Annotated in this window: 16 protein-coding genes; 12 read left to right on the forward strand and 4 right to left on the reverse strand. The window is 65.3% G+C overall.

The annotated features are described in order from the left end of the window. Window positions 1-11 precede the first annotated feature (11 nt). From B0G74_RS37815 to B0G74_RS37825, 3 genes are all read right to left on the reverse strand, one after another. Window positions 12-1,409, reverse strand: coding sequence for an aspartate aminotransferase family protein (locus B0G74_RS37815; protein WP_132381896.1), 1,398 nt, complete (start codon window positions 1,407-1,409; stop codon window positions 12-14). Between the two features lie 183 nt (window positions 1,410-1,592). After that, complete coding sequence (locus tag B0G74_RS37820) at window positions 1,593-2,519, reverse strand: glyoxylate/hydroxypyruvate reductase A (protein WP_132381898.1); 927 nt, start codon at window positions 2,517-2,519, stop codon at window positions 1,593-1,595. Between the two features lie 5 nt (window positions 2,520-2,524). Further along, window positions 2,525-3,397: a GNAT family N-acetyltransferase gene (locus B0G74_RS37825; RefSeq protein ID WP_132381900.1), complete on the reverse strand. Its 873-nt coding sequence runs from the start codon at window positions 3,395-3,397 to the stop codon at window positions 2,525-2,527. A gap of 278 nt (window positions 3,398-3,675) precedes the next feature. On the opposite strand from B0G74_RS37825, the gene B0G74_RS37830 reads away from it, so the two are divergent. From B0G74_RS37830 to B0G74_RS37880, 11 genes are all read left to right on the forward strand, one after another. Then, a complete protein-coding gene (locus B0G74_RS37830; RefSeq protein WP_132381902.1) occupies window positions 3,676-5,160 on the forward strand; it encodes an aldehyde dehydrogenase family protein in 1,485 nt (494 codons plus the stop codon). A 237-nt stretch (window positions 5,161-5,397) separates the two neighbouring features. After that, entirely contained in the window at window positions 5,398-6,066 is a 669-nt protein-coding gene (locus B0G74_RS37835) for a haloacid dehalogenase type II (RefSeq protein WP_132381904.1), read from the forward strand. Window positions 6,067-6,135: 69 nt separating this feature from the next. After that, window positions 6,136-7,410: an FAD-binding oxidoreductase gene (locus tag B0G74_RS37840; RefSeq protein ID WP_132381906.1), complete on the forward strand. Its 1,275-nt coding sequence runs from the start codon at window positions 6,136-6,138 to the stop codon at window positions 7,408-7,410. Between the two features lie 81 nt (window positions 7,411-7,491). Further along, complete coding sequence (locus B0G74_RS37845) at window positions 7,492-9,108, forward strand: ABC transporter substrate-binding protein (protein WP_132381908.1); 1,617 nt, start codon at window positions 7,492-7,494, stop codon at window positions 9,106-9,108. 131 nt (window positions 9,109-9,239) lie between these two features. After that, complete coding sequence (locus tag B0G74_RS37850; protein WP_132381910.1) at window positions 9,240-10,193, forward strand: ABC transporter permease; 954 nt, start codon at window positions 9,240-9,242, stop codon at window positions 10,191-10,193. Beyond that, complete coding sequence (locus B0G74_RS37855; RefSeq protein ID WP_132381912.1) at window positions 10,190-11,140, forward strand: ABC transporter permease; 951 nt, start codon at window positions 10,190-10,192, stop codon at window positions 11,138-11,140. Before B0G74_RS37850 ends, B0G74_RS37855 begins: the two co-directional genes overlap by 4 nt. Further along, window positions 11,140-12,984 (forward strand): ABC transporter ATP-binding protein, encoded by a 1,845-nt coding sequence (locus tag B0G74_RS37860; protein WP_132381914.1) that lies wholly within the window; start codon window positions 11,140-11,142, stop codon window positions 12,982-12,984. The genes B0G74_RS37855 and B0G74_RS37860 overlap by 1 nt, the downstream gene beginning before the upstream one ends. Further along, a complete protein-coding gene (locus tag B0G74_RS37865; RefSeq protein WP_132381916.1) occupies window positions 12,981-13,295 on the forward strand; it encodes a (2Fe-2S)-binding protein in 315 nt (104 codons plus the stop codon). Before B0G74_RS37860 ends, B0G74_RS37865 begins: the two co-directional genes overlap by 4 nt. Continuing rightward, window positions 13,280-14,662 carry an FAD/NAD(P)-binding oxidoreductase gene (locus B0G74_RS37870; protein WP_132381918.1) on the forward strand — a complete coding sequence of 461 codons (1,383 nt, stop codon included), beginning with the start codon at window positions 13,280-13,282 and terminating at the stop codon, window positions 14,660-14,662. Before B0G74_RS37865 ends, B0G74_RS37870 begins: the two co-directional genes overlap by 16 nt. After that, window positions 14,659-15,828 carry an FAD-binding oxidoreductase gene (locus B0G74_RS37875; RefSeq protein WP_132381920.1) on the forward strand — a complete coding sequence of 390 codons (1,170 nt, stop codon included), beginning with the start codon at window positions 14,659-14,661 and terminating at the stop codon, window positions 15,826-15,828. The genes B0G74_RS37870 and B0G74_RS37875 overlap by 4 nt, the downstream gene beginning before the upstream one ends. After that, a complete protein-coding gene (locus B0G74_RS37880; RefSeq protein WP_132381922.1) occupies window positions 15,825-16,244 on the forward strand; it encodes an AraC family transcriptional regulator in 420 nt (139 codons plus the stop codon). Before B0G74_RS37875 ends, B0G74_RS37880 begins: the two co-directional genes overlap by 4 nt. On the opposite strand, the gene prpR is transcribed toward B0G74_RS37880, so the two are convergent. Then, window positions 16,201-18,168: a propionate catabolism operon regulatory protein PrpR gene (gene prpR, locus B0G74_RS37885; RefSeq protein ID WP_132381924.1), complete on the reverse strand. Its 1,968-nt coding sequence runs from the start codon at window positions 18,166-18,168 to the stop codon at window positions 16,201-16,203. The two genes, B0G74_RS37880 and prpR, sit on opposite strands and share 44 nt — an antisense overlap. A 218-nt stretch (window positions 18,169-18,386) precedes the next feature. Here prpR and prpC point away from each other — a divergent pair, with 218 nt between their 5' ends. Next, window positions 18,387-19,556, forward strand: a complete 1,170-nt coding sequence (prpC, locus tag B0G74_RS37890) for a 2-methylcitrate synthase (RefSeq protein WP_132381926.1) — start codon at window positions 18,387-18,389, stop codon at window positions 19,554-19,556. Window positions 19,557-19,801: the final 245 nt, after the last annotated feature.

Genomic DNA, 19,801 nt, shown 5'->3' on the forward strand with positions numbered 1-19,801 from the left:
GGCCCTCTACTCTAGCATGCGGTGGCATGAGTTTTGACCTTCAACGCGGCGCGCACGTCGGCTTGTGCGAGAACGTCGTCGAGGGTCTTTTCAAGCCGTTCGAACATCAGATCGAACTCGGCCTCGGTGTACGAGAGCGCCGGTGCGAAGCCGAGAATGTTGTCGCCGAAGGCGCGGAAAATCAGGCGGTTTTCATACGCGGCGGCGGCGATCCGTTCGGACAGTTTCAACGCCGGGTCGAAGCCCGCCTTGCTGTCCTTGTCGGCGACGAGTTCGAGCGCGCCGAGCAGGCCACGGTGGCGCGAGTCGCCCACCAGCGGATGCGCGAGCAGCGCGTCGAGGCCTTGCGCGAAACGCGGCGCGCGCGCCACGCCGTTCGCGAGCAGCCCGCCTTCGTGATACAGGCGCAGCACTTCGAGACCAATGGCCGCGCTCACCGGATGCGCCGAATACGTATGGCCATGACCGACCACCGCTTCAGCGTCGCCGTTCGCAATGCCCTGATAGATTTCGTCCGACATCAGCACGGCGCCCATCGGCGCGTAGCCCGCGGTCAGGCCTTTGGCCACCGTCATCAGATCCGGCTCGACGTTTTCCCCTTGGCACGCAAACAGCGGACCCGTACGGCCGAATCCGGTGATGACTTCATCGGCGACGAAGAGGATGCCCAGCTTACGGCAACTTTCACGCATCGCCTTGAGCCAGCCGACCGGCGGCACGATCACACCGCCCGAGCCCTGAATCGGTTCGCAGAAGAACGCGGCGACGTTCTCAGCGCCGAGTTCGGCCACCTTCGCTTCGAGCGCGGCCACCGAGGCGGCGATCAGCGCGGTGTCGTCGGCGAAATCGCCGCGGTACGCGTACGGCGACGGCAGATGATGCTGGTTCGGCAGCGGCAGATCGAAGTTGCGGTGGAACGCGGGCAGGGCGGTGAGGCCGGCGCCGGTCGTCGACGAGCCGTGGTAGCCGCGTTGCAGCGCGATGATGTGCTTCTTGGACGGACGCCCTGTGGCGTTGAAGTAATGCGTGATGAAACGCAGTGCCGAGTCCACCGCGTCAGAGCCGCCGAGCGTGAAGTACACGTGTTGCAGCGAAGCGGGCGACACCTCGACCAGCTTTTGCGCGAGTTCGATGGCGGGCTCCGAGCCGAAATGGAAGTAGCCGGTCGCGTAGGGCAGCTTCTGCATCTGCGCGGTGGCGGCATCGACGATGCTCTGCTGGCCGTAGCCGACGTTCACGCACCAGAGTCCGGAAAACGCGTCGAGCAGTTCGTTGCCGGCCGCGTCGCGCAGAAATGCGCCGCTGGCGGACTCGAGGACGGTGACGCCGCGTGCTTCGTGCACGCGGTAGTTGATGACCGGATGAATCAGATGCTTGCGGTCGGCTTCAATTAGCGATTGAATCGGCATGATGGTTTCTCGTCGCGGGAAGGGGCTGTTGACCGTTCCATACTACTGATCAGCGACGATCGCCTGCTCACCTAAACAATTGCCTGAAAAGCGCGCACGACGCGTTTTGATGCGCGGTCTTGGCATTTTCTGCTGCGGACGCTGAATAGCGGCGCCGCGCGGGCGTTTCATGCGGTGCTGCCCTCAATAGCCTTGCGCGCGGTCGATCTGGCCGACCATCGGCAAGCCTTCGCGATGGCGGCGCAGATTGTCCAGCACCACCTCGACGGCGGTTTCGGGCCGCGTCGCGCTGGCGATATGCGGCGTGATGCGCACGCGTGGATGCGTCCACAGCGCATGCCCAGCGGGCAATGGCTCGGGATCGGTGACGTCGAGAATGGCGTTCTGCAACTGGCCGCTCTTGAGCGCCGCCAGCAGGTCCTGCTGATTCAGATGCGGACCGCGGCCCGTTTGAATCAGCGACGCGCCGCGCGGCAGCTTCGCGAACAACTGCGCGTCGAGCAGCCCGCGCGTGGCAGGCGTGAGCGGCAACAAGCAGATCAGAATATCGGTGCGCGCGAGAAACGCATCCAGTGCGCCTTCACCCGCATAACACGCCACGCCTTCGATCTCGCGACCTGAGCGGCTCCATCCCGCACAGTCGAAGCCGAACAGGCACAACCTTTCCAGCACGGCCGTGCCCAACACGCCAAGCCCGAGCACGCCGACGCGGCGCTGGCTGGCTGGCTTGAGCGGCAGCTCGCGCCAGACCTGCTGCTGTTGCTGAAGACCGTAGTCGAACAGATCGCGATGAATCGTCAACACGGCTTGCGTGACGTACTCGACCATGCCTTCGACGATCCCCGGCTCGATCATGCGAACGACCGGCACATGCTCCGGCACGCCCGACAGATCGAACTGGTCGATGCCCGCACCGACCGAGAACACGACTTCCAGATTAGGGAAGGTGCGCGTCGGATCTTCCGGCGGCTGCCAGGCGGCGAGATAACGGATCGCGGCCGGGTCGCCAAGATCGGGCCAGATATGAAACGGCAACTCCGGCGCCTTCTGCGCGAAGAGTTTCGCCCACTGGGCGCCGCGCGCCGGGTCGGCTTTATAGAGGAAGGCCATGATGGTCAGCAGATTGCCTGGTTGATGATGCCGTATTGCAGGTAATGCGCGTCCTGTGCGCCGCTCGCGGGCTCGCCCGGCGTGGCGGGGCGGACCATTTTGACGACCGTGTCCACGCGCGGCAAGCCCAACTGTTCCAGCCACTCCGTCAGACCGCTATCGCCGGGTGTATCGATACGCACGAACACGCCTTCATTCAGCGCCAGCCAGTGACTGATGAGCGCCTTGGCGCGGCTCGAATCCTCGGAGGCGGGCGCGACCACTGGACCGATCGCGAAGCCGCGTCCGAAGCGGCGAAACAGTGCGAAGCCGATCAGTTCGCCGTCGCGATCGAGCGCAATGCCGTCGGCGGTGCCGAGCAGCGCGGGCAGGACTTCGCCGCGATCCAGACCGCTGGCCCGCGACGCGAGTTCGACCAGCCGCGCGGTGTCGCTCGAACCGAGCGGGCGCAATCGCTCGCCCGGCGGCAGCGACACGAGCGGCGGCTGGAACGCCGCGCCCTGATGCTGGTCGAGCGTGCCGGCCGCGCGAAAGCCGAGCTTTTCATAGAGCGGCTGGCCGGCGGTGGTGGCGTGCAGGAACGTGACGCGGCCGCCCAGTTCGTCCAGCACCAGGTCCATCAGCTTTCTGCCGATACCGCGCCCCTGGCTTGCCGGCGACACGATCACCATGCCGAGCGAGGCGCGCTCGGCGCCGTATTTCCAGCACAGGGCGGTGCCGATCACGCCGCTCGCGTCTTCCGCGACGAAACCCACGCCCAGCTGCGCGACGAATCTCCAGTCGTCCGCGCGATGCGGCCATTTGAGTTCGACCGTCAACGCGTGCGCGGCGGCGATGTCGTCGAGGGTGAAGCGTCTATAGGTAATCGAATCGGACACGCCGTACTCCCTGATTGACTGAAGGCTTACGCCGTCACTGTGTCATCCGGTGCGCGGTGTGACTAGGACGATCTTTTTATCGCGGGCCCCGGAAAGAGCCCCGTTCAAATTCGATGCAAAACGCCAGGTCTGGGCGCGCATTACAGGTGAGTTCTGCTGCGTGGCGATTTTTGTCGGCGACATATGCCACGCCCGCGGCTCTACGATTTTGTCATGGCGGCGGCGTTCACGAAACGCACCGCACGGACCACCAGCCAGTCACACAGGAAACCTTGCTCATGGACAGCTTCAATCCGGACGACGTCGCGATTCGCAGCGGCCATTACATCGGCGGTGAATATGTAGATGTAGAGGCGGGCGAGCGCCGCATCGAGGTGGCGCGGCCGTCGGACGGCGTGGTGTACGCGTCGGTGCCGCTCGCCGATGCCGGCATGGTGGACCGCGCGGTCGAGAACGCGTGGCTGGCTTTCAAGCACAGTGGCTGGGCGCGCATGGCGCCGCGTGAGCGCGCGAAGATCCTGCGCCGCTTCGCCGAGCTGGTCGAAGCCGATGCGCCGATGCTCGGCCGGCTGGAAGCGCTCGGCTCGACGCGCCCGATTGCGCAGGCAATCGGTTGGGACGTGCCGTTCACCGCCGAGGGCATTCGCTTTTACGCCGAGTTCGCCGACAAGCTGGGCGGCGACGTCGCGGCCACGGATCACGATCATCTCGGCATGACGATCGCCGAGCCGTACGGCGTGATCGGCGCGATCGCACCATGGAGTTTCCCGCTGGTCATGGCCTCGTGGAAGATCGCGCCCGCGCTGGCGGCGGGCAATGCGGTGGTGCTGAAGCCTTCGGAGATGACGCCGTTCTCGGTCCTGCGGCTCGCCGAACTGGCGGTGCAGGCGGGCGTGCCCGCGGGCATCTTCAACGTGATTCAGGGCGATGGGCGCGTGACCGGCGACGAACTGGTGCGTCATCCGAAGATCAGCAAGGTCACTTTCACGGGTTCCACGCGCACCGGCGCGTCGATCATGGCTGCGTGTGCGAACAGCGGCACCAAGCCGGTCACGCTCGAACTGGGCGGCAAGAGCCCGCAAATCGTTTTCGCCGACGCGCCGCGTCTGGACGACGTGGCGCGCCGCATCGCCGGCGCGATCACGGGCAACGCGGGGCAAGTGTGCGTGGCGGGCTCGCGTCTGCTCGTCGAGCGAAGTCTCGCCGAGCCGCTTGCCGAGCGCATCGGCAAGATCTTCGCCGAGCTGAAGCCCGGCGCGACGTGGGCCGCCGGCACCACGCTTTCGCCCATCATCTCGGCGCCGCAGGCGGCGCGCATCGAAGGGATCGTGGGACGCACGCTGGAAGCCGGCGCGACGCTGCGCTACGGCGGCGTCCGGGCCGACGGCGGCGCGGACGGCGCGTTCTACAGCCCGACCTTGCTGACGGACGTCACGGCGCACTCCGAAGCGGTACGCGAAGAAGTCTTCGGCCCGGTGCTGACGCTGCAAACCTTCGATACCGAAGAAGAAGCGCTCGCGCTCGCGCAGCATCCCGAGTACGGCCTCGCGGCTGGTGTGCATACCGCCGACCTCGGCCGGGCGCTGCGTTTCGTGCGTGGACTCGAAGCGGGCACGGTGTGGGTCAACCGTTATGGCCGCACCTCGGACTTCATGATTCCCACGGGCGGCTTCAAGCGTTCCGGCATCGGCAAGGACCTGGGCCGCCAGGCCTACGAGGCCAACCTGCGTTTCAAGAGCGTCTTGATCGACCTGCGCGCCTGATCGCGTGTCATCCGCCTGGCATGCCGGCCGCAAACCCATCATGGGCAAGGCTTTCAGGCCGATCACCGCATTCTGTGCTGTCCGCGGCCTCAAAACGCCTGGTTTGTGTCACCAGCCATGCCCTAATCAGGAACATCTATGTTTTTGCGCTGATTGAATCTTTAACAGGAATGAGCTTTTGCCTGTTTTCGCCAATGAGCTCCGACAGCGAGTTCACCATCACGATAGGACTGCACCATGATCGAATTCGAACCGAAATACATCACCTTCGACTGCTACGGCACGCTGACGAAATTCCACATGGCCGACATGACGCGCGAACAGTACGGCCACTTGTTGAACGGCGAAGACCTGGAAAAGCTCATCGCGTTTTACTCGGGCTATCGTCGCGATGAAGTGCTCGGTGCGTGGAAGCCGTACCGCGAGGTGGTGGTCAATGCGCTACGCCGTGCCTGCAAGCGCATGAACGTCGAATTCAACGAAGCGGGCGCCCAGAGCATCTATGACGCAGTCCCGACGTGGGGTCCGCATCCGGACGTGCCGGAAGGCGTCGCTCGTCTGGCGAAGAAGTACAAGCTGGTGATTCTCTCGAACGCTTCGAACAACCAGATCCAGAGCAATGTCGACAAGCTCGGCGCGCCGTTCCATAAGGTCTTCACGGCGGAGCAGGCGCAGTCGTACAAGCCGCGCATGCAAGGCTTCGAATACATGTTCGATCAGCTCAACTGCAATCCGGAAGACGTGCTGCACGTGTCGTCGAGCCTGCGCTACGACCTGATGACCGCGCACGACCTGGGCATCAAGCACAAGGTGTTCGTCAAGCGCGGCCACGAACCGTCGACGCCGTACTACCAGTACTACGAGGTCAACGACATTCCGCATCTGGCTTCGGAACTCGGCCTGTAAGCGCCGTTTTTTTCACGCGCCAAAGACTGCCTGCCGCCTCGCTCATTGCCCATCTCAAGGACAGACCGGATGAAGCTCGATTCCTACTGGCTCGACACCGCGCCGCCACTGCTGTCGGCGTGCGAGGGTCCGGTCGACGGCCAGACCGATGTGGTGGTGATCGGCGGCGGCTTCACCGGACTGTCGGCGGCGCAAGCGTTGGGTAAGCGCGGCGCCGCGGTGACCGTGCTCGACGCGGGCCGCATCGGCGGCGGCGCGTCCGGGCGCAACGGCGGACAGGTCAATACCGGGGTCGCGCAGGATTTCGTCGCGCTGGTCGCGCAACTCGGTGTGGAGCGCGCGAGCGCGTGCTACCGCGCGTTTTCGGATGCGGTCGACACGGTCGAGCGGTTGATCCGCGAGGAAAACATCGACTGCAATTACATTGCGACCGGCAAGCTGAAGCTGGCCTCCAAGCCGCATCACTTTGCGCATCTGGAGAAGACGGCGGAGGCAATCCGCCGTGAAGTCGATACGGATATCGAACTGATCGACCGCAGCCGCATCCGCAGCGAAATCCAGTCCGACAGTTTTTACGGCGGATTGCTGCAACGGCACGGCGGCCAGATGCATATGGGCAAGTTCACCGTCGGTCTCGCCGAGGCCGCGGTGCGCCGCGGCGCCAAGTTGTATGAGAACGCGGCGGTCACCGCCATCGTGAAAGACGGCGGCGGCTTTCGCATCACCACGGCGCGCGGCGAAGTGCGCGCGAAGCAGGTGCTGATCGCGACCGGCCCGTCGCGGCATGGTCCGTTTGGTTGGTATCGGCGGCGTCTCGCGCCGGTCGGTTCGTTCATCGTCGTGACGGAGCCCGTGTCGCCGGAGTTACTGGCGCAAGTGTTTCCGAACCGGCGCGCGTATACCACTACGCGTTTGATGCACAACTACTTCCGCGTGACGCCCGATTCGCGTTTGCTGTTCGGCGGCCGCGCGCGCTTCACGGCGTCCGAGCGGCCGTCCGATGCGAAGAGCGGACGCATCCTGCAGGAAGGCCTCGCCGCGATGTTCCCGATGCTCGCGAGCGCGCGCATCGACTATTGCTGGGGCGGTCTGGTGGATATGAGCGCCGACCGTTTGCCGCACGCCGGCCAGCACGACGGCATCTATTTTTCTATGGGCTACAGCGGTCACGGCACGCAAATGTCGACGCACATGGGCCAGGTGATGGCCGACGTGATGGACGGCCATGAAGACCAGAATCCGTGGCGCGAGTCGGAGTGGCCCGCGATTCCCGGCCATACCGGCAAACCCTGGTTCCTGCCGCTCGTGGGCACGTACTACCGCATCAAGGACATTTTTTATTGATCGTTCGTTGTTCGATTGGCAATTAAAACCACGCAGCCAAGTCTGCTCAACCCCCATTGCTCACCCTCGCGGAGAAGTTCGATGAATAAGGAAAACTCGCAACATGGCGCTCTTCATCTCGGCAGCGAGTTGGAGCGGTTGACCGCCAAAGGTGCGTCGCGGCGCGGTGTGCTGCGCGCGATGGCCGCAGCCGGGATGATGTCAGTGACAGGCGCCGGTCTTCTGACCGCGAGCGCCGAGGCCCTGGCGCAAGCCAAGCCGAAGCAGGGCGGCAAGATCCGCGTGGCGACGCAGTCCGCCTCCGCGGCCGATACGCTCGATCCCGCGAAGGGTGCGCTCGGCACCGATTACGTTCGTGGCTTCATGTTCTACAACTGCCTGACCGAGCTCGACCCGCATCTGGGCGCGAAGATGTCGCTGGCGACCTCGCTCGATACGAAAGACGCGACCGTGTGGGTCGTCAAGCTGCGCAACGGCGTGCAGTTCCACGACGGCAAAGCGCTCGCCCCGGCCGACGTGGTGTACTCGATCATGCGCCACAAGGATCCGGCGACCGCTTCGAAAGCGAAGACACTGGCCGACCAGATCAAGGAAGTGAAGGCGACCGGCCCGAATGAAGTGACCATCACGCTGGACGGCCCGAACGCCGATCTGCCGGTGATTCTCGCCACCTCGCATTTCCAGATCATCAAGGACGGCACCAAGGATTTCAAAACGGCGGTCGGCACGGGCCCGTTCAAGCTCAAGGAATTCTCGCCGGGCGTGCGCACCGTCGGTGTGAAAAACGAGAAGTACTGGAAGCCGGGCATGCCGCATCTCGACGAGGTCGAACTGATCGGCATCGGCGACGAATCGGCGCGCGTGAACGCGCTGCTTTCCGGCGACGTGCAACTGATCAACGCGGTGAGCCCGCGTTCGACCGCGCAGATCAAGGGCGCCGGCGGCTTCTCCGTGCTGGAGACGAAGACCGGCTTGTACACCGACCTGATCGTGCGCGACGAAGGCGGCCTGACCGGCAACGACGATTTCCGGCGCGGCATGATGTACCTGCAGGACCGCGAGCAGATGCGCCGCGCGATCTTCCAGGGTTACGGCACGATCGGCAACGACCAGCCGATCGATCCGACCAACAAGTACTACCTGGCCGGCTTGCCGCAGCGCGCCTTCGATCCGGACAAGGCGAAGTTCCATTTCCAGAAGGCCAAGGTCGGCAGCGCGCCGATCCAGATCTTCGCGTCGCCGGCCGCGGAAGGCTCGGTTGAAATGGCGATGTTCCTTCAGCAGGTCGCGCCGCAAGCCGGCTTGAATCTGCAGGTCTCGCGCGTGCCGGCCGACGGCTATTGGTCGAACCACTGGATGAAGCATCCGCTGGGTTTCGGCAACATCAACGCGCGGCCGAGCGCCGACGTGATTTTCACGCAGTTCTTCAAGTCGGACGCACCGTGGAACGAAGCGAACTGGAAGAGCCCGAAGTTCGACCAGATGCTGGTGGCCGCGCGCGGCGAACCGGACGACGCCAAGCGCAAGAAGATCTACGGCGACATGCAGGTGCTGGTGCATGAAACGGGCGGCATCGGCATTCCTCTGTTCCAGAGTTCGCTCGACGCGTATACGAACAAGCTGAAGGGCCTCGGCTCGATTCCGCTTGCCGGGCTGATGGGCTTCATGTTCGCGGAAAACGTCTGGCTCGAAACCTGAGCCGGACCCAGGTCACACCCTGCAACACGCGCGCCGCGGATCGAGCGGCGCGCGGCTTTAACTGCAACTACGTTGCATGGGACCAGAGTAAGCGCAAAAGCGCTAACTCTGGTCGACAGAGGAGACTCACGATGAAAGCACATGCGCAACGTCTCATCGCCGCACGCCTCGGCCTCGCGCTGCTCACGCTGCTGCTGGTGTCGGCGGTCGTGTTCGCCATCACCGGGCTGCTTCCCGGCGACGCGGCCCAGCAGGCGCTCGGCCAGGCGGCGACGCCCGAAGCCGTGGCCGCCTTGCGGCATCAGTTCGGCCTCGACCAGCCCGCGCTGCAACGCTACTTCGTGTGGCTGCTTCACGTGGTGAGCGGCAACTTCGGCACGTCACTATCGAACAATCTCCCCGTCAGTCAACTGATCGCGACGCGCCTGCCGAATTCGCTGGTGCTGGCCGGTCTGACGGCGCTGGTTTCGGTGCCGGTGGCGCTGTTGATCGGTATTTCGTCGGCGATGTTCCGCGGCTCGCTGCTCGATCGCACGCTCAACGTGCTGACCCTCTCCACGGTGGCCGTGCCGGAATTCCTGATCGCGACGATCGCCGTGCTGATCTTTGCCGTCAAGCTGCGCTGGCTGCCGGCGCTGTCGTATCTGTCGGAGGTGCATTCGTTCGGCGCGCTGCTGCGCATCTACGCGATGCCGGTGATGACGCTGTGCTGCGTGCTGGTCGCGCAGATGGCGCGCATGACGCGCGCCGCGGTGCTCGATCAGCTCAATTCGTCGTATGTGGAAATGGCCTTGCTCAAGGGCGCCTCGCCTGTGCGCGTGGTGTGGCGGCATGTGTTGCCGAACACCATCGGCCCGATTGCCAACGCCGTGGCGCTGAGCCTGTCGTATCTGTTCGGCGGCGTAGTGATCGTCGAGTCGATCTTCAACTATCCCGGTCTCGCGAGCCTGATGGTGGACGCGGTGACCAACCGTGACATGCCGCTCGTGCAGGGCTGCGTGATGGTGTTCTGCGCGGCGTATCTCGCGCTCGTGCTGATCGCCGACCTGTGTCAAATCATATCCAACCCGAGGCTGCGTCGATGATGAGCCAACCTACCAATCCCCACCACGTGCCTCACGCCGGCACGGAGCTGTACGACGTGCGCCGTGACGAAGTGGTCGTCGAACCGGCTCCTGTTGAAGCGCAGGCGCTGAAACACGGCGTGCTCAAACGCCTCGTGCACCGCTTCTCCATACTCGGCCTGATCGGTCTGCTGATGGTGGCGTTCTGGCTGCTGGTCGCGTTCATCGGACCGCTGGTCGCGCCATACAAAGGCGGCGCGCTGACCTCGACGGAAATTTTCGGCCGCTACAGCGCGGCCTATCCGCTCGGCACCGACTATCTCGGCCGCGACATGCTCAGCCGGATTCTCTACGGCGCGCGCTACACGGTCGGCCTCGCGCTTGCCGCGGCGGTGCTCGCCAGCGTGATCGGCACGTTCTTCGGGCTGCTCGCGGCGGTGTCGGGCCGCTGGGTCGATGAAATCCTGAGCCGTCTGTTCGACGCGCTCATTTCGATTCCGAGCAAGGTGTTCGCGCTCGTCGTGATCGCCGCGTTCGGTTCGTCGATCCCGATGCTGATGACGGTGGCCGCGGTGGCCTACATTCCCGGCGCGTTCCGCATTTCGCGCTCGCTCGCGGTGAACGTGATGGGCCTCGAATACGTGCAGGTGGCGAGAGCGCGCGGCGAAGGCATTTTCTATATCGCGCGGGTCGAGGTGCTGCCCAACATGATTCATCCGATGCTCGCCGATTTCGGTCTGCGCTTCGTGTTCATCGTGCTGCTGCTGAGCGGGCTGAGCTTCCTCGGTCTCGGCGTGCAGCCGCCGAACGCCGATTGGGGTTCGCTCGTGCGCGAGAACATCGGCGGCCTGTCGGAAGGCGCGCCCGCCGTGCTGATGCCGGCCGTCGCGATCGCGACGCTGACCATCGGCATGAATCTGCTGATCGACAACCTGCGGCGTCGCAGCCGTAGCCACGGAGGTGCGTGATGGCTGATCGCGACATGATCGAAGTGAAGGGCCTGAGAGTCGTCGCGGGGGCCGCGCCGGGGCCGGTGACGGAGATCGTCAAGGGTGTCGACTTTTCAGTGAAGAAGGGCGAAGTGCTCGCACTGATCGGCGAGTCCGGTTCGGGCAAGACCACCATCGCACTGTCGCTGCTCGGCTATGCGCGTGCGGGCTGCGCGATCAGCGGCGGATCGGTGCGCATCGGCGAGCTCGAGGTGTTGTCGCTCGATGCGAAGGGCCGCCGCGCGTTGCGCGCGCGTACCGTGGCGTACGTCGCGCAGAGCGCGTCGGCCGGCTTCAATCCGGCGCGTACGATCATGGATCAGGTCACCGAACCGGCGCTGCTGCATCACCTCATGACGAAAGAGGCGGCGCGCGCCAAGGCGATCGGGCTGTTCCGCTCGCTCGCGCTGCCCGCGCCGGAAACGATCGGCGAGCGCTATCCGCATCAGGTGTCCGGCGGCCAGTTGCAGCGTTTGATGGCGGCGATGGCCTTGATCACCGATCCGGCCGTCGTGGTGTTCGACGAGCCGACCACCGCGCTCGACGTCACCACGCAGATCGAAGTGCTCGCGGCCTTCAAGAAGGTGATTCGCGAACTCGGCACTACGGCCGTGTACGTGTCGCACGATCTGGCGGTGGTTGCGCAGATGGCGGACCGCATCGTCGTGTTGAACGGCGGCGCGGTGAAGGAGAACGGCGCGGTCGCGCAAGTGCTCGACGCGCCGGTGGATGCGTACACGCGTCAGTTGCTGGCGGCCACGCGTCGTCCTGAAGCCGTGCTGACGTTGCCGCCGAACCTGGGCAAACATGTGCCGCCGCTGCTGGAGATTCGCGGACTGTCCGCGGGCTATGGCCGCATCGACCGCCACGGCGCGCCCGCCGTGCGTGTGCTGGACGACGTCAGTCTGTCGATTCCGCGCGGCAGCACGCTCGGCGTGATCGGCGAATCCGGCTCCGGCAAGACGACACTCGCGCGCGTGGTGGCGGGTCTCGTCGACCGGGCGCGCGGCGAGGTGCTGTTCAACGGCGAACCGCTGCCGGCGCAAATCTCGCGCCGCACGCCGGAGCAGTATCGGCAGATTCAGATCGTGTTTCAGAACGCCGACACGGCGCTCAACCCGAGCCATTCGATCGCCGATATCCTCGGCCGGCCGCTCGCGTTCTATCACCATCTGCGCGGCTCGGCAGCGAAGAAGCGCATGCTGGAACTGCTCGATCTGGTGAAGCTGCCGGCCGGCATCGCCACGCGCACGCCGGCCGGACTGTCGGGCGGCCAGAAGCAGCGCGTGAATCTGGCGCGTGCGCTCGCCGCGGATCCCGCCTTGATTCTGTGCGACGAAGTGACCTCCGCGCTCGACACGGTGGTCGGCGCGGCGATCCTCGATCTGCTCGCCGAATTGCGGCGCGAACTCGGCGTGTCGTACATGTTCATCAGCCACGATATTTCGACGGTGCGCGCGATCTGCGACGAAGTGATCGTGCTGTATGCGGGGCATCGTGTGGAAGCGGGCCAGCGCGAGGTGCTCGCGGCGCCGCCGTATCACCCGTACACGGGCTTGCTGGTGGATTCGGTGCCGGCATTGAAACCCGGCTGGCTCGACGCGCGCCGTGACATCGTCGCGACTGCCTTGCCGGCGATGGGCGAGAGTGCCGACGTTGCCGAGTTGTGCTCGTTCCGCGCGCGTTGTCCGGTGCGTATCGACGGCAAGTGCAACATGACGCCGCCCTCGTTGAAGAAGCTGCCTTCCGGCGCGGAGATTCTGTGCCACCATCCGGTCGCCGAACTGAACCGTTTGCAGACCGTGGAGGCGACCCCGGCATGAGCGGACGATTCGTGCGCCTTGCGGAAACGGGCCGCAAGACCTTTCCGATCACCGTGGACGGCATCGTGCGCGAGGCCGCCGAAGGGGACACGCTGATGGTCGCGTTGCTCACCGGCACGGCCACCTTGCGCGATTCCGAATTCGGCGACGGCCGGCGCGCCGGTTTCTGTCTGATGGGCGCCTGCCAGGACTGCTGGGTGTGGACCGCGCAAGGCGAGCGCGTGCGCGCGTGCAGCACGCCGGCCGTGCCGGGCATGTCGATCGTTACGAAGCTGGCGGAAGCCGGGGAGGGCGTATGGCCCCGCGCGTAGTCATCATCGGGGCCGGGCCGGCGGGCGTGCGCGCGGCGCAGGCGCTGGTCGAAATGGGGCTGCGGCCTGTCGTGGTCGACGAAGGGCGGCGTGACGGCGGGCAGATTTATCGACGTCAGCCGGAAGGGTTTTCGCGCAGCTACGAGACGCTTTATGGCACCGAGGCCGAGCGTGCCGCGGCGCTGCATCAGAGCTTCGATGCGTTGAAGAGCCGCATCGACTATCTGCCGGAGACGCTGGTCTGGAATATCTCGCCGAATACCGTGCATCTGGTGAGCGGCACGCGCTATCACACGCTCGCGTTCGACGCGCTGATCGTCTGCAGCGGCGCGACGGACCGGCTGATGCCGGTCAAGGGCTGGCACCACGCGGGCACTTATAGCCTGGGCGGCGCGCAGGTCGCGCTGAAATCGCAAGGCTGCGCGATCGGCTCGCGCATCGTCATGATGGGCAGCGGTCCGCTGCTGTATCTCGTGGCCGCGCAATACGTGAAGGCGGGCGCGCAGGTTGCCGCGGTGCTCGACACTTCGACGTTCATGCAGCGCGTGGCCGCGCTGCCGCGCCTGCTGGCGATTCCCGCCGCGCTCAGAAAAGGCATTGCGTTGACGCGTGTGCTGGCCGACGCGCGCGTGCCGGTTCATCGCGGCGTAGAGCCGCTCGAAATCAAAGGCTCGCCGCAAGACGGCGTGAACGCGGTTGAAGTCGCGCTACCCGGCGGCCAGCGCCTCGAACTCAAGTGCGATGCCGTCGCGCTCGGTTATCACTTGCGGCCCGAGACGCAACTCGCCGATCTCGCCGGTTGCCACTTCCTGTTCGACGAAAACGCTCGGCAGTGGCTGCCGCAAATCGACGCCGACGGCCGCAGCAGCATCAAAGGCGTCTATCTGGCGGGCGACGGCGCACGCGTGCGCGGCGCCGACGCGGCGGAGCGCTCCGGCCGTCTCGCGGCGCTGGCCGCCTTGCAGGATCACGGCCTGCCGGTCAATGGCGTGGAGCGCTTGCGCGCCGAACTCGCGCGCTTCTCACGATTTGCCGCGGGCTTGCGTGAAGCGTTTCCGTGGCCGGCGAAATTCGCTGCGTCGCTGCCGGACGAAACGATAGTTTGCCGATGCGAAGCGATCACGGCCGGGGAATTGCGCCGCGTGGTGCAGGCGACCGGCGCTAAAGAGGCCAATCGCGCGAAGGCGTTTTCGCGCGTCGGCATGGGCCGTTGCCAGGGACGCTATTGCGGCCACGCGGGCGCGGAGATCATCGCGGCGGCCGCATGTGTGCCGCTGTCTTCAGTGGGACGGCTGCGCGGCCAGGCGCCGGTCAAACCGCTGCCCGTGGCGCTGACCGAAGAGGTGAGCGACGAGGTGAGCAAATGAGCGCGACGACCCGCAACGAAGCCGATGTGATCGTGATCGGCGGCGGCATCATGGGAACGACGACGGCGTTCTTCCTGCGCCGGCGCAACCGCTCGGTGATTCTGCTCGAACGCGGACTCACCGGCCAGCAGGCGAGCGGCGTGAACTTCGGCGGCATCCGCCGTCAGGGCCGCGCGCTGCCGCAACTGGCGATGGCCAACCGCGCGCTGCGCACGTGGCAACGCTCGACGGAACTGCTCGGCGAGGACATCGAGTTTCTGCCGTCGGGTCACACGCGCGTGTGCTACCACCAGAAGGACGTCGAGAATTTCGATCAGTACGCCATCGACGCGCGCGCCTACGGTCTCGAACTCGAAGTGTTGCATGGCGAAGCCATGTTCAGGCGTTTTCCGTTTCTCGGCCGCGAAGTGCTGGCGGCTTCGATCTCGCCGCTCGACGGCCACGCCAATCCGCGCCTCGCCGCGCCCGCGTTCGGCCGCGCGGCGGCGCGGCTCGGCGCGCAGGTGATCGAAGACGCGGAGATCGTGCGCGTCGAAAAAGACGGCAGCCGGTTTCGCGTGGAAAGCGCGCGTGGCGACGTGTACTGGGCGGCACAACTCGTGATCTGCGCGGGCGCGTGGGCGAGCCGGCTGACCGAACAGTTCGGCGAACACGTGCCGCTGACCGCGCGCGGGCCGCAAATGTGCGTGACCGAACCGGTGCCCTACGTGTTCAAGTCGTCGATGGGCGTGTTCACGTCGATCAAGGAAGAGAGCATTTACTTTCGCCAGATTCCGCGCGGCAACATCATCGTCGGCGGCGGTCCGGCCGGTCCCGCCGACGCCGTGACGAGCCGCGCCTCGGTGCTGCCGGTCAACACCGTGCGGCAAATGGCGCAGATGCGCCGGCTCGTGCCCGCGTTGGCGCCGCTGCATGTGATTCGCGTGTGGAGCGGCGTGGAAAGCTATTTGCCCGACAGCGAGCCGGTGATCGGTCCGAGCGGCCAGGTCGACGGTTTGTTCTACGCGTTCGGCTTCAGCGGGTCGGGTTTTCAGATCGGGCCGGGCGTCGGCGAGACGCTGGCGGAGCTCGTCGACACGGGCAGCACGGCGATTCCTCTCGACGCGTTTTCCATCCGGCGTTTCACGACACAACCGGCGGCCCGCTCGAGCATCGTGACGTCATGAAACAGTCAATCAGCCTCAATGCCGCCCGCGCCTTCATCGAAGCCCATTTCGACGAACCGGTGACGCTCGCCCAACTCGCCGCGCTGTCCGCGCTCAGCGTGTCGCGCTTCGCCACGGTGTTCCGGCAGCAATACGGATCGTCGCCGTATCGCTATCTGTGCGGCCTGCGGATTCAGCGCGCGCAGACGCTGTTGCTCGAAGGCGTGCCGGGATCGGTCGTCGCGACGGAGGTGGGCTTCTTCGATCAAAGCCATTTCGGCCGCCATTTCAAGCGATGCTGCGGCATGACGCCCAGCATGTTCATCGCGCGTGCCGCAGCCAATGCGGCGCGGCATGGCGGCGCGAGTGGTTCGATCGGCTTGAGTGGTGCGCCTACGGCGTCGCGTTCAGCTTCCGCCATAACGTCGTCTTGCTGATGCCGAGCGCCTCGCAGACCGCGTCGCGATCGCCGTCGTGCGCGGCAAGCGCGGTGCGGATTTCGTCGGCTTCCACGTGACGGCTGCGTTCGCGCAGGGTTAAGGCTGACTTCTTCGCACGCGCGTGCGGCTCGACGATTTCAGGCGCGACCGTGCGCAACATGTCGCGTGTGAGAACGGGTTCGGTGGCGTCTTCGGGCAGTGCGTCTACGTCCACGTCGGCGAGTTCGACCGCGATCCGTTCGATCACGTTCTGCAATTCGCGCACGTTGCCAGGCCACGCGTAACGCTTGAATGGCTCGTCGAGCGCGGCGAGCAGGCGTTCGGCGGCGGCCGCGTCCGGCAGGCGCGCCGCGAGCCTCGGTTCGCGCGCCGCGGCTTGCAATAGCAGTTCGACGGCGAGCGGCAGCAGGTCGGTCGGCCGCTCGCGCAGCGGCGGCAGCGCGATGCTCAAAATGTTGAGCCGGTAGTAGAGGTCGGCGCGAAAGCTGCCCGCTTCGATGCCCTCGGTCAACGCGCGATGCGTCGCCGCGACTACGCGGATATCGACCCGCGTCGGCTCCGTCGAACCGAGCCGCACGACTTCGCGCTCTTGCAACACGCGCAGGAGCCGGCTTTGCAACGACAGCGGCATCTCGCCGATTTCATCGAGAAACAATGTGCCGCGGTGCGCCACTTCGATCAGCCCCGCCTTGCCGCCCTTGCGCGCGCCGGTGAACGCGCCTTCCTCGTAGCCGAACAGTTCGCTCTCCAGCAGCGCCTCGGGAAACGCGCCGCAATTGATCGCGACGAACGCGAAGTCGCGCCGCGCGCTCAACTGATGCATGCTCTGCGCGACCATCTCTTTACCCGTGCCGCTTTCGCCGAGAATCAGCACGGTGGCGTCCGATCGGGCATAACGCCGCACGAGCGCGCGCACCCGTTCGATCGATTCGGACGCGCCGACGATATCGTCGAGCCGGTAACGCGCGCTGAACTGCTGCACGCGCTGGCGTGAACGCAGCGTCCGGTCGAGCCGTTCGACCGCCCGCGATTCCTGAAACGTCAGCACGGTGCCCGCCGCCGCGCTGCTGCTGGCAAGCGGCCCGCGATGCACGACATAGCTCACGCCACGTACCGTGCATAACGTGTCGCCGTCCGCGTCCGGCAGGCTGCCGGCGAGATCGGGCGCGAGTTCGAGCAGCACGCGGCCCACGGCATTCGCCGCGTCGAGGCCGAGCACGCCGGCGAGGCGCTGGTTCATCGCTTCGACGCGGCCTTGCGCGTCGAGCGCGACGACGCCGTCGCGCAGATGCTGCAGCAGATTGTCGAGCCGTTGACGCCGGATCGTTTCGCGGCGCGTGGCCTGGGCGACTTCGAGCGCGGTGTCGAAGGCCGCGCGCACCGACGCGCGCGAATACAAAAATACCGCCCCCATGCCGGCATTCGCGGCGAGATCGGTCACGAGTCCTGGGCCGACCACCACGTCGATGCCGCGATCGCGCAGATCGAGCACGACGCTCTCCGCGTCCTGCGCCGATTGATAGGAAGCGAACGTGACGTCGAGTGCGTAGGAAGTCGCGAAACGCCGCACTTCGTCAGGCGTATTGCCGTGTGTGACGAGCGCGACCTTCGCGCCGTCGCGGCGCGCTCGCGCGAGCGCATGCATCACGTCGAAGCCGGTCGGGCCGATCAGCACGACCGGCACGGATACGCGCGTCTTCAGATACGCGCCGTTCGAGCCGCCGGCAATCACCACATCCGGACGGCCCGCGCCTGCGGCGTCGACTTCGCGCACGGCGTCTTCGAAGCCGTGCGCGACGATACGCAGGTCCGCGCGTTCGACATATTCGCCGGCGATGTCGAAAAACAGATCGCGCAGGCGGCTGATACTGACCGCCCAGATGCGGGGGCGCTGGGCCGGTTCGAAAAGAGGTGTGCTCAAGGCTGGGCGGCTCGCGGCGGGGTGAGAACGTCCGCCTATTATGCGCGCATCCATTTCCAATTTGAAATTCGCATTTCAGTTATGAAACGAAATGCAAACCATCGTGGACGTCCGTCTTTTGTGAAATCAGGCACTTAGCATGCGTCGGAGCGGCTGGCCCATTCTTTGCTCTTAAGGCTGCGGTCAAAGCATCCCCCCATGCATCAGGAGACGAACCCATGAGCGAAGCAGACAACAGCACGCCGAACGCAGGCGCATTCAAACCGAAGAAATCCGTCGCCCTGTCCGGCGTGACGGCCGGCAACACGGCGCTCTGCACGGTCGGCAAGACCGGCAACGACCTGCACTACCGCGGCTACGACATTCTCGATATCGCCAGCGCCTGTGAATTCGAAGAGATCGCGTACCTGCTCGTGCACGAAAAGCTGCCGACCCAGGCCGAACTGACCGCCTACAAGACGAAACTGAAAGCGCTGCGCGGCCTGCCCGCCAACGTCAAGGCCGCGCTCGAATGGATTCCGGCCGCCGCCCATCCGATGGACGTGATGCGCACCGGCGTGTCGGTGCTCGGCACCGTGCTGCCGGAGAAGGACGATCACAACCTGCCGGGCGCGCGCGACATCGCCGACAAGCTGATGGCCTCGCTCGGCTCGATGCTGCTCTACTGGTATCACTATTCGCACAACGGCAAGCGCATCGAAGTGGAAACCGACGACGATTCGATCGGCGGCCACTTCCTGCATCTGCTGCACGGCGTGGAGCCGTCGAAGGCGTGGGTCGACGCGATGCACGTGTCGCTGAACCTGTACGCCGAGCATGAATTCAACGCATCGACGTTCACCGGCCGCGTGATCGCGGGCACGGGATCGGACATCTATTCGGCGATCACCGGCGCGATCGGCGCGCTGCGCGGGCCGAAGCACGGCGGCGCCAACGAAGTCGCATTCGAGATCCAGTCGCGCTACCAGACGCCGGATGAAGCCGAAGCGGACATCAGAAAGCGCGTCGAGAACAAGGAAGTGGTGATCGGTTTCGGCCACCCGGTGTACACGATCTCCGACCCGCGCAACAAGGTCATCAAGGAAATCGCGAAGAAGCTCTCGAAGGAAGCGGGCAACAGCAAGCTGTTCAATATCGCCGAGCGGCTGGAGTCGGTGATGTGGGACGCAAAGAAGATGTTCCCGAATCTGGACTGGTTCAGCGCGGTCTCGTATCACATGATGGGCGTGCCCACGGCCATGTTCACGCCGCTCTTCGTGATCTCGCGCACGGCCGGCTGGAGCGCGCACATCATCGAGCAGCGCGTCGACAACAAGATCATCCGTCCGAGCGCGAATTACACCGGACCTGACGACCTGCCGTTCGTGCCGCTCGCGAAGCGCGTTTGAGGGTGCCTTTTATCGAAGTCGGGTGCGTGAGCGCGTAGCCGCGCGAATGCAAGCGTTTCTCCTCCATTGCGTCTTAAGAGCGCGGCGCAATGAAGTTGGGCCTTGGCTCGCTGAAACCCCGGGCCGAGGCCGTTTTTTGCGGCGCATTCACGTGGCCGCGCGCAAACCCGACCGGCACGCCGCCGCAAGCTAAACTACACGTACTGCCTGACTGGCCCGCCAGGGAGACGCGATTAAAAAAGGGG

It is taken from the genome of Paraburkholderia sp. BL9I2N2 (assembly GCF_004339745.1).
Classification (GTDB): domain Bacteria; phylum Pseudomonadota; class Gammaproteobacteria; order Burkholderiales; family Burkholderiaceae; genus Paraburkholderia.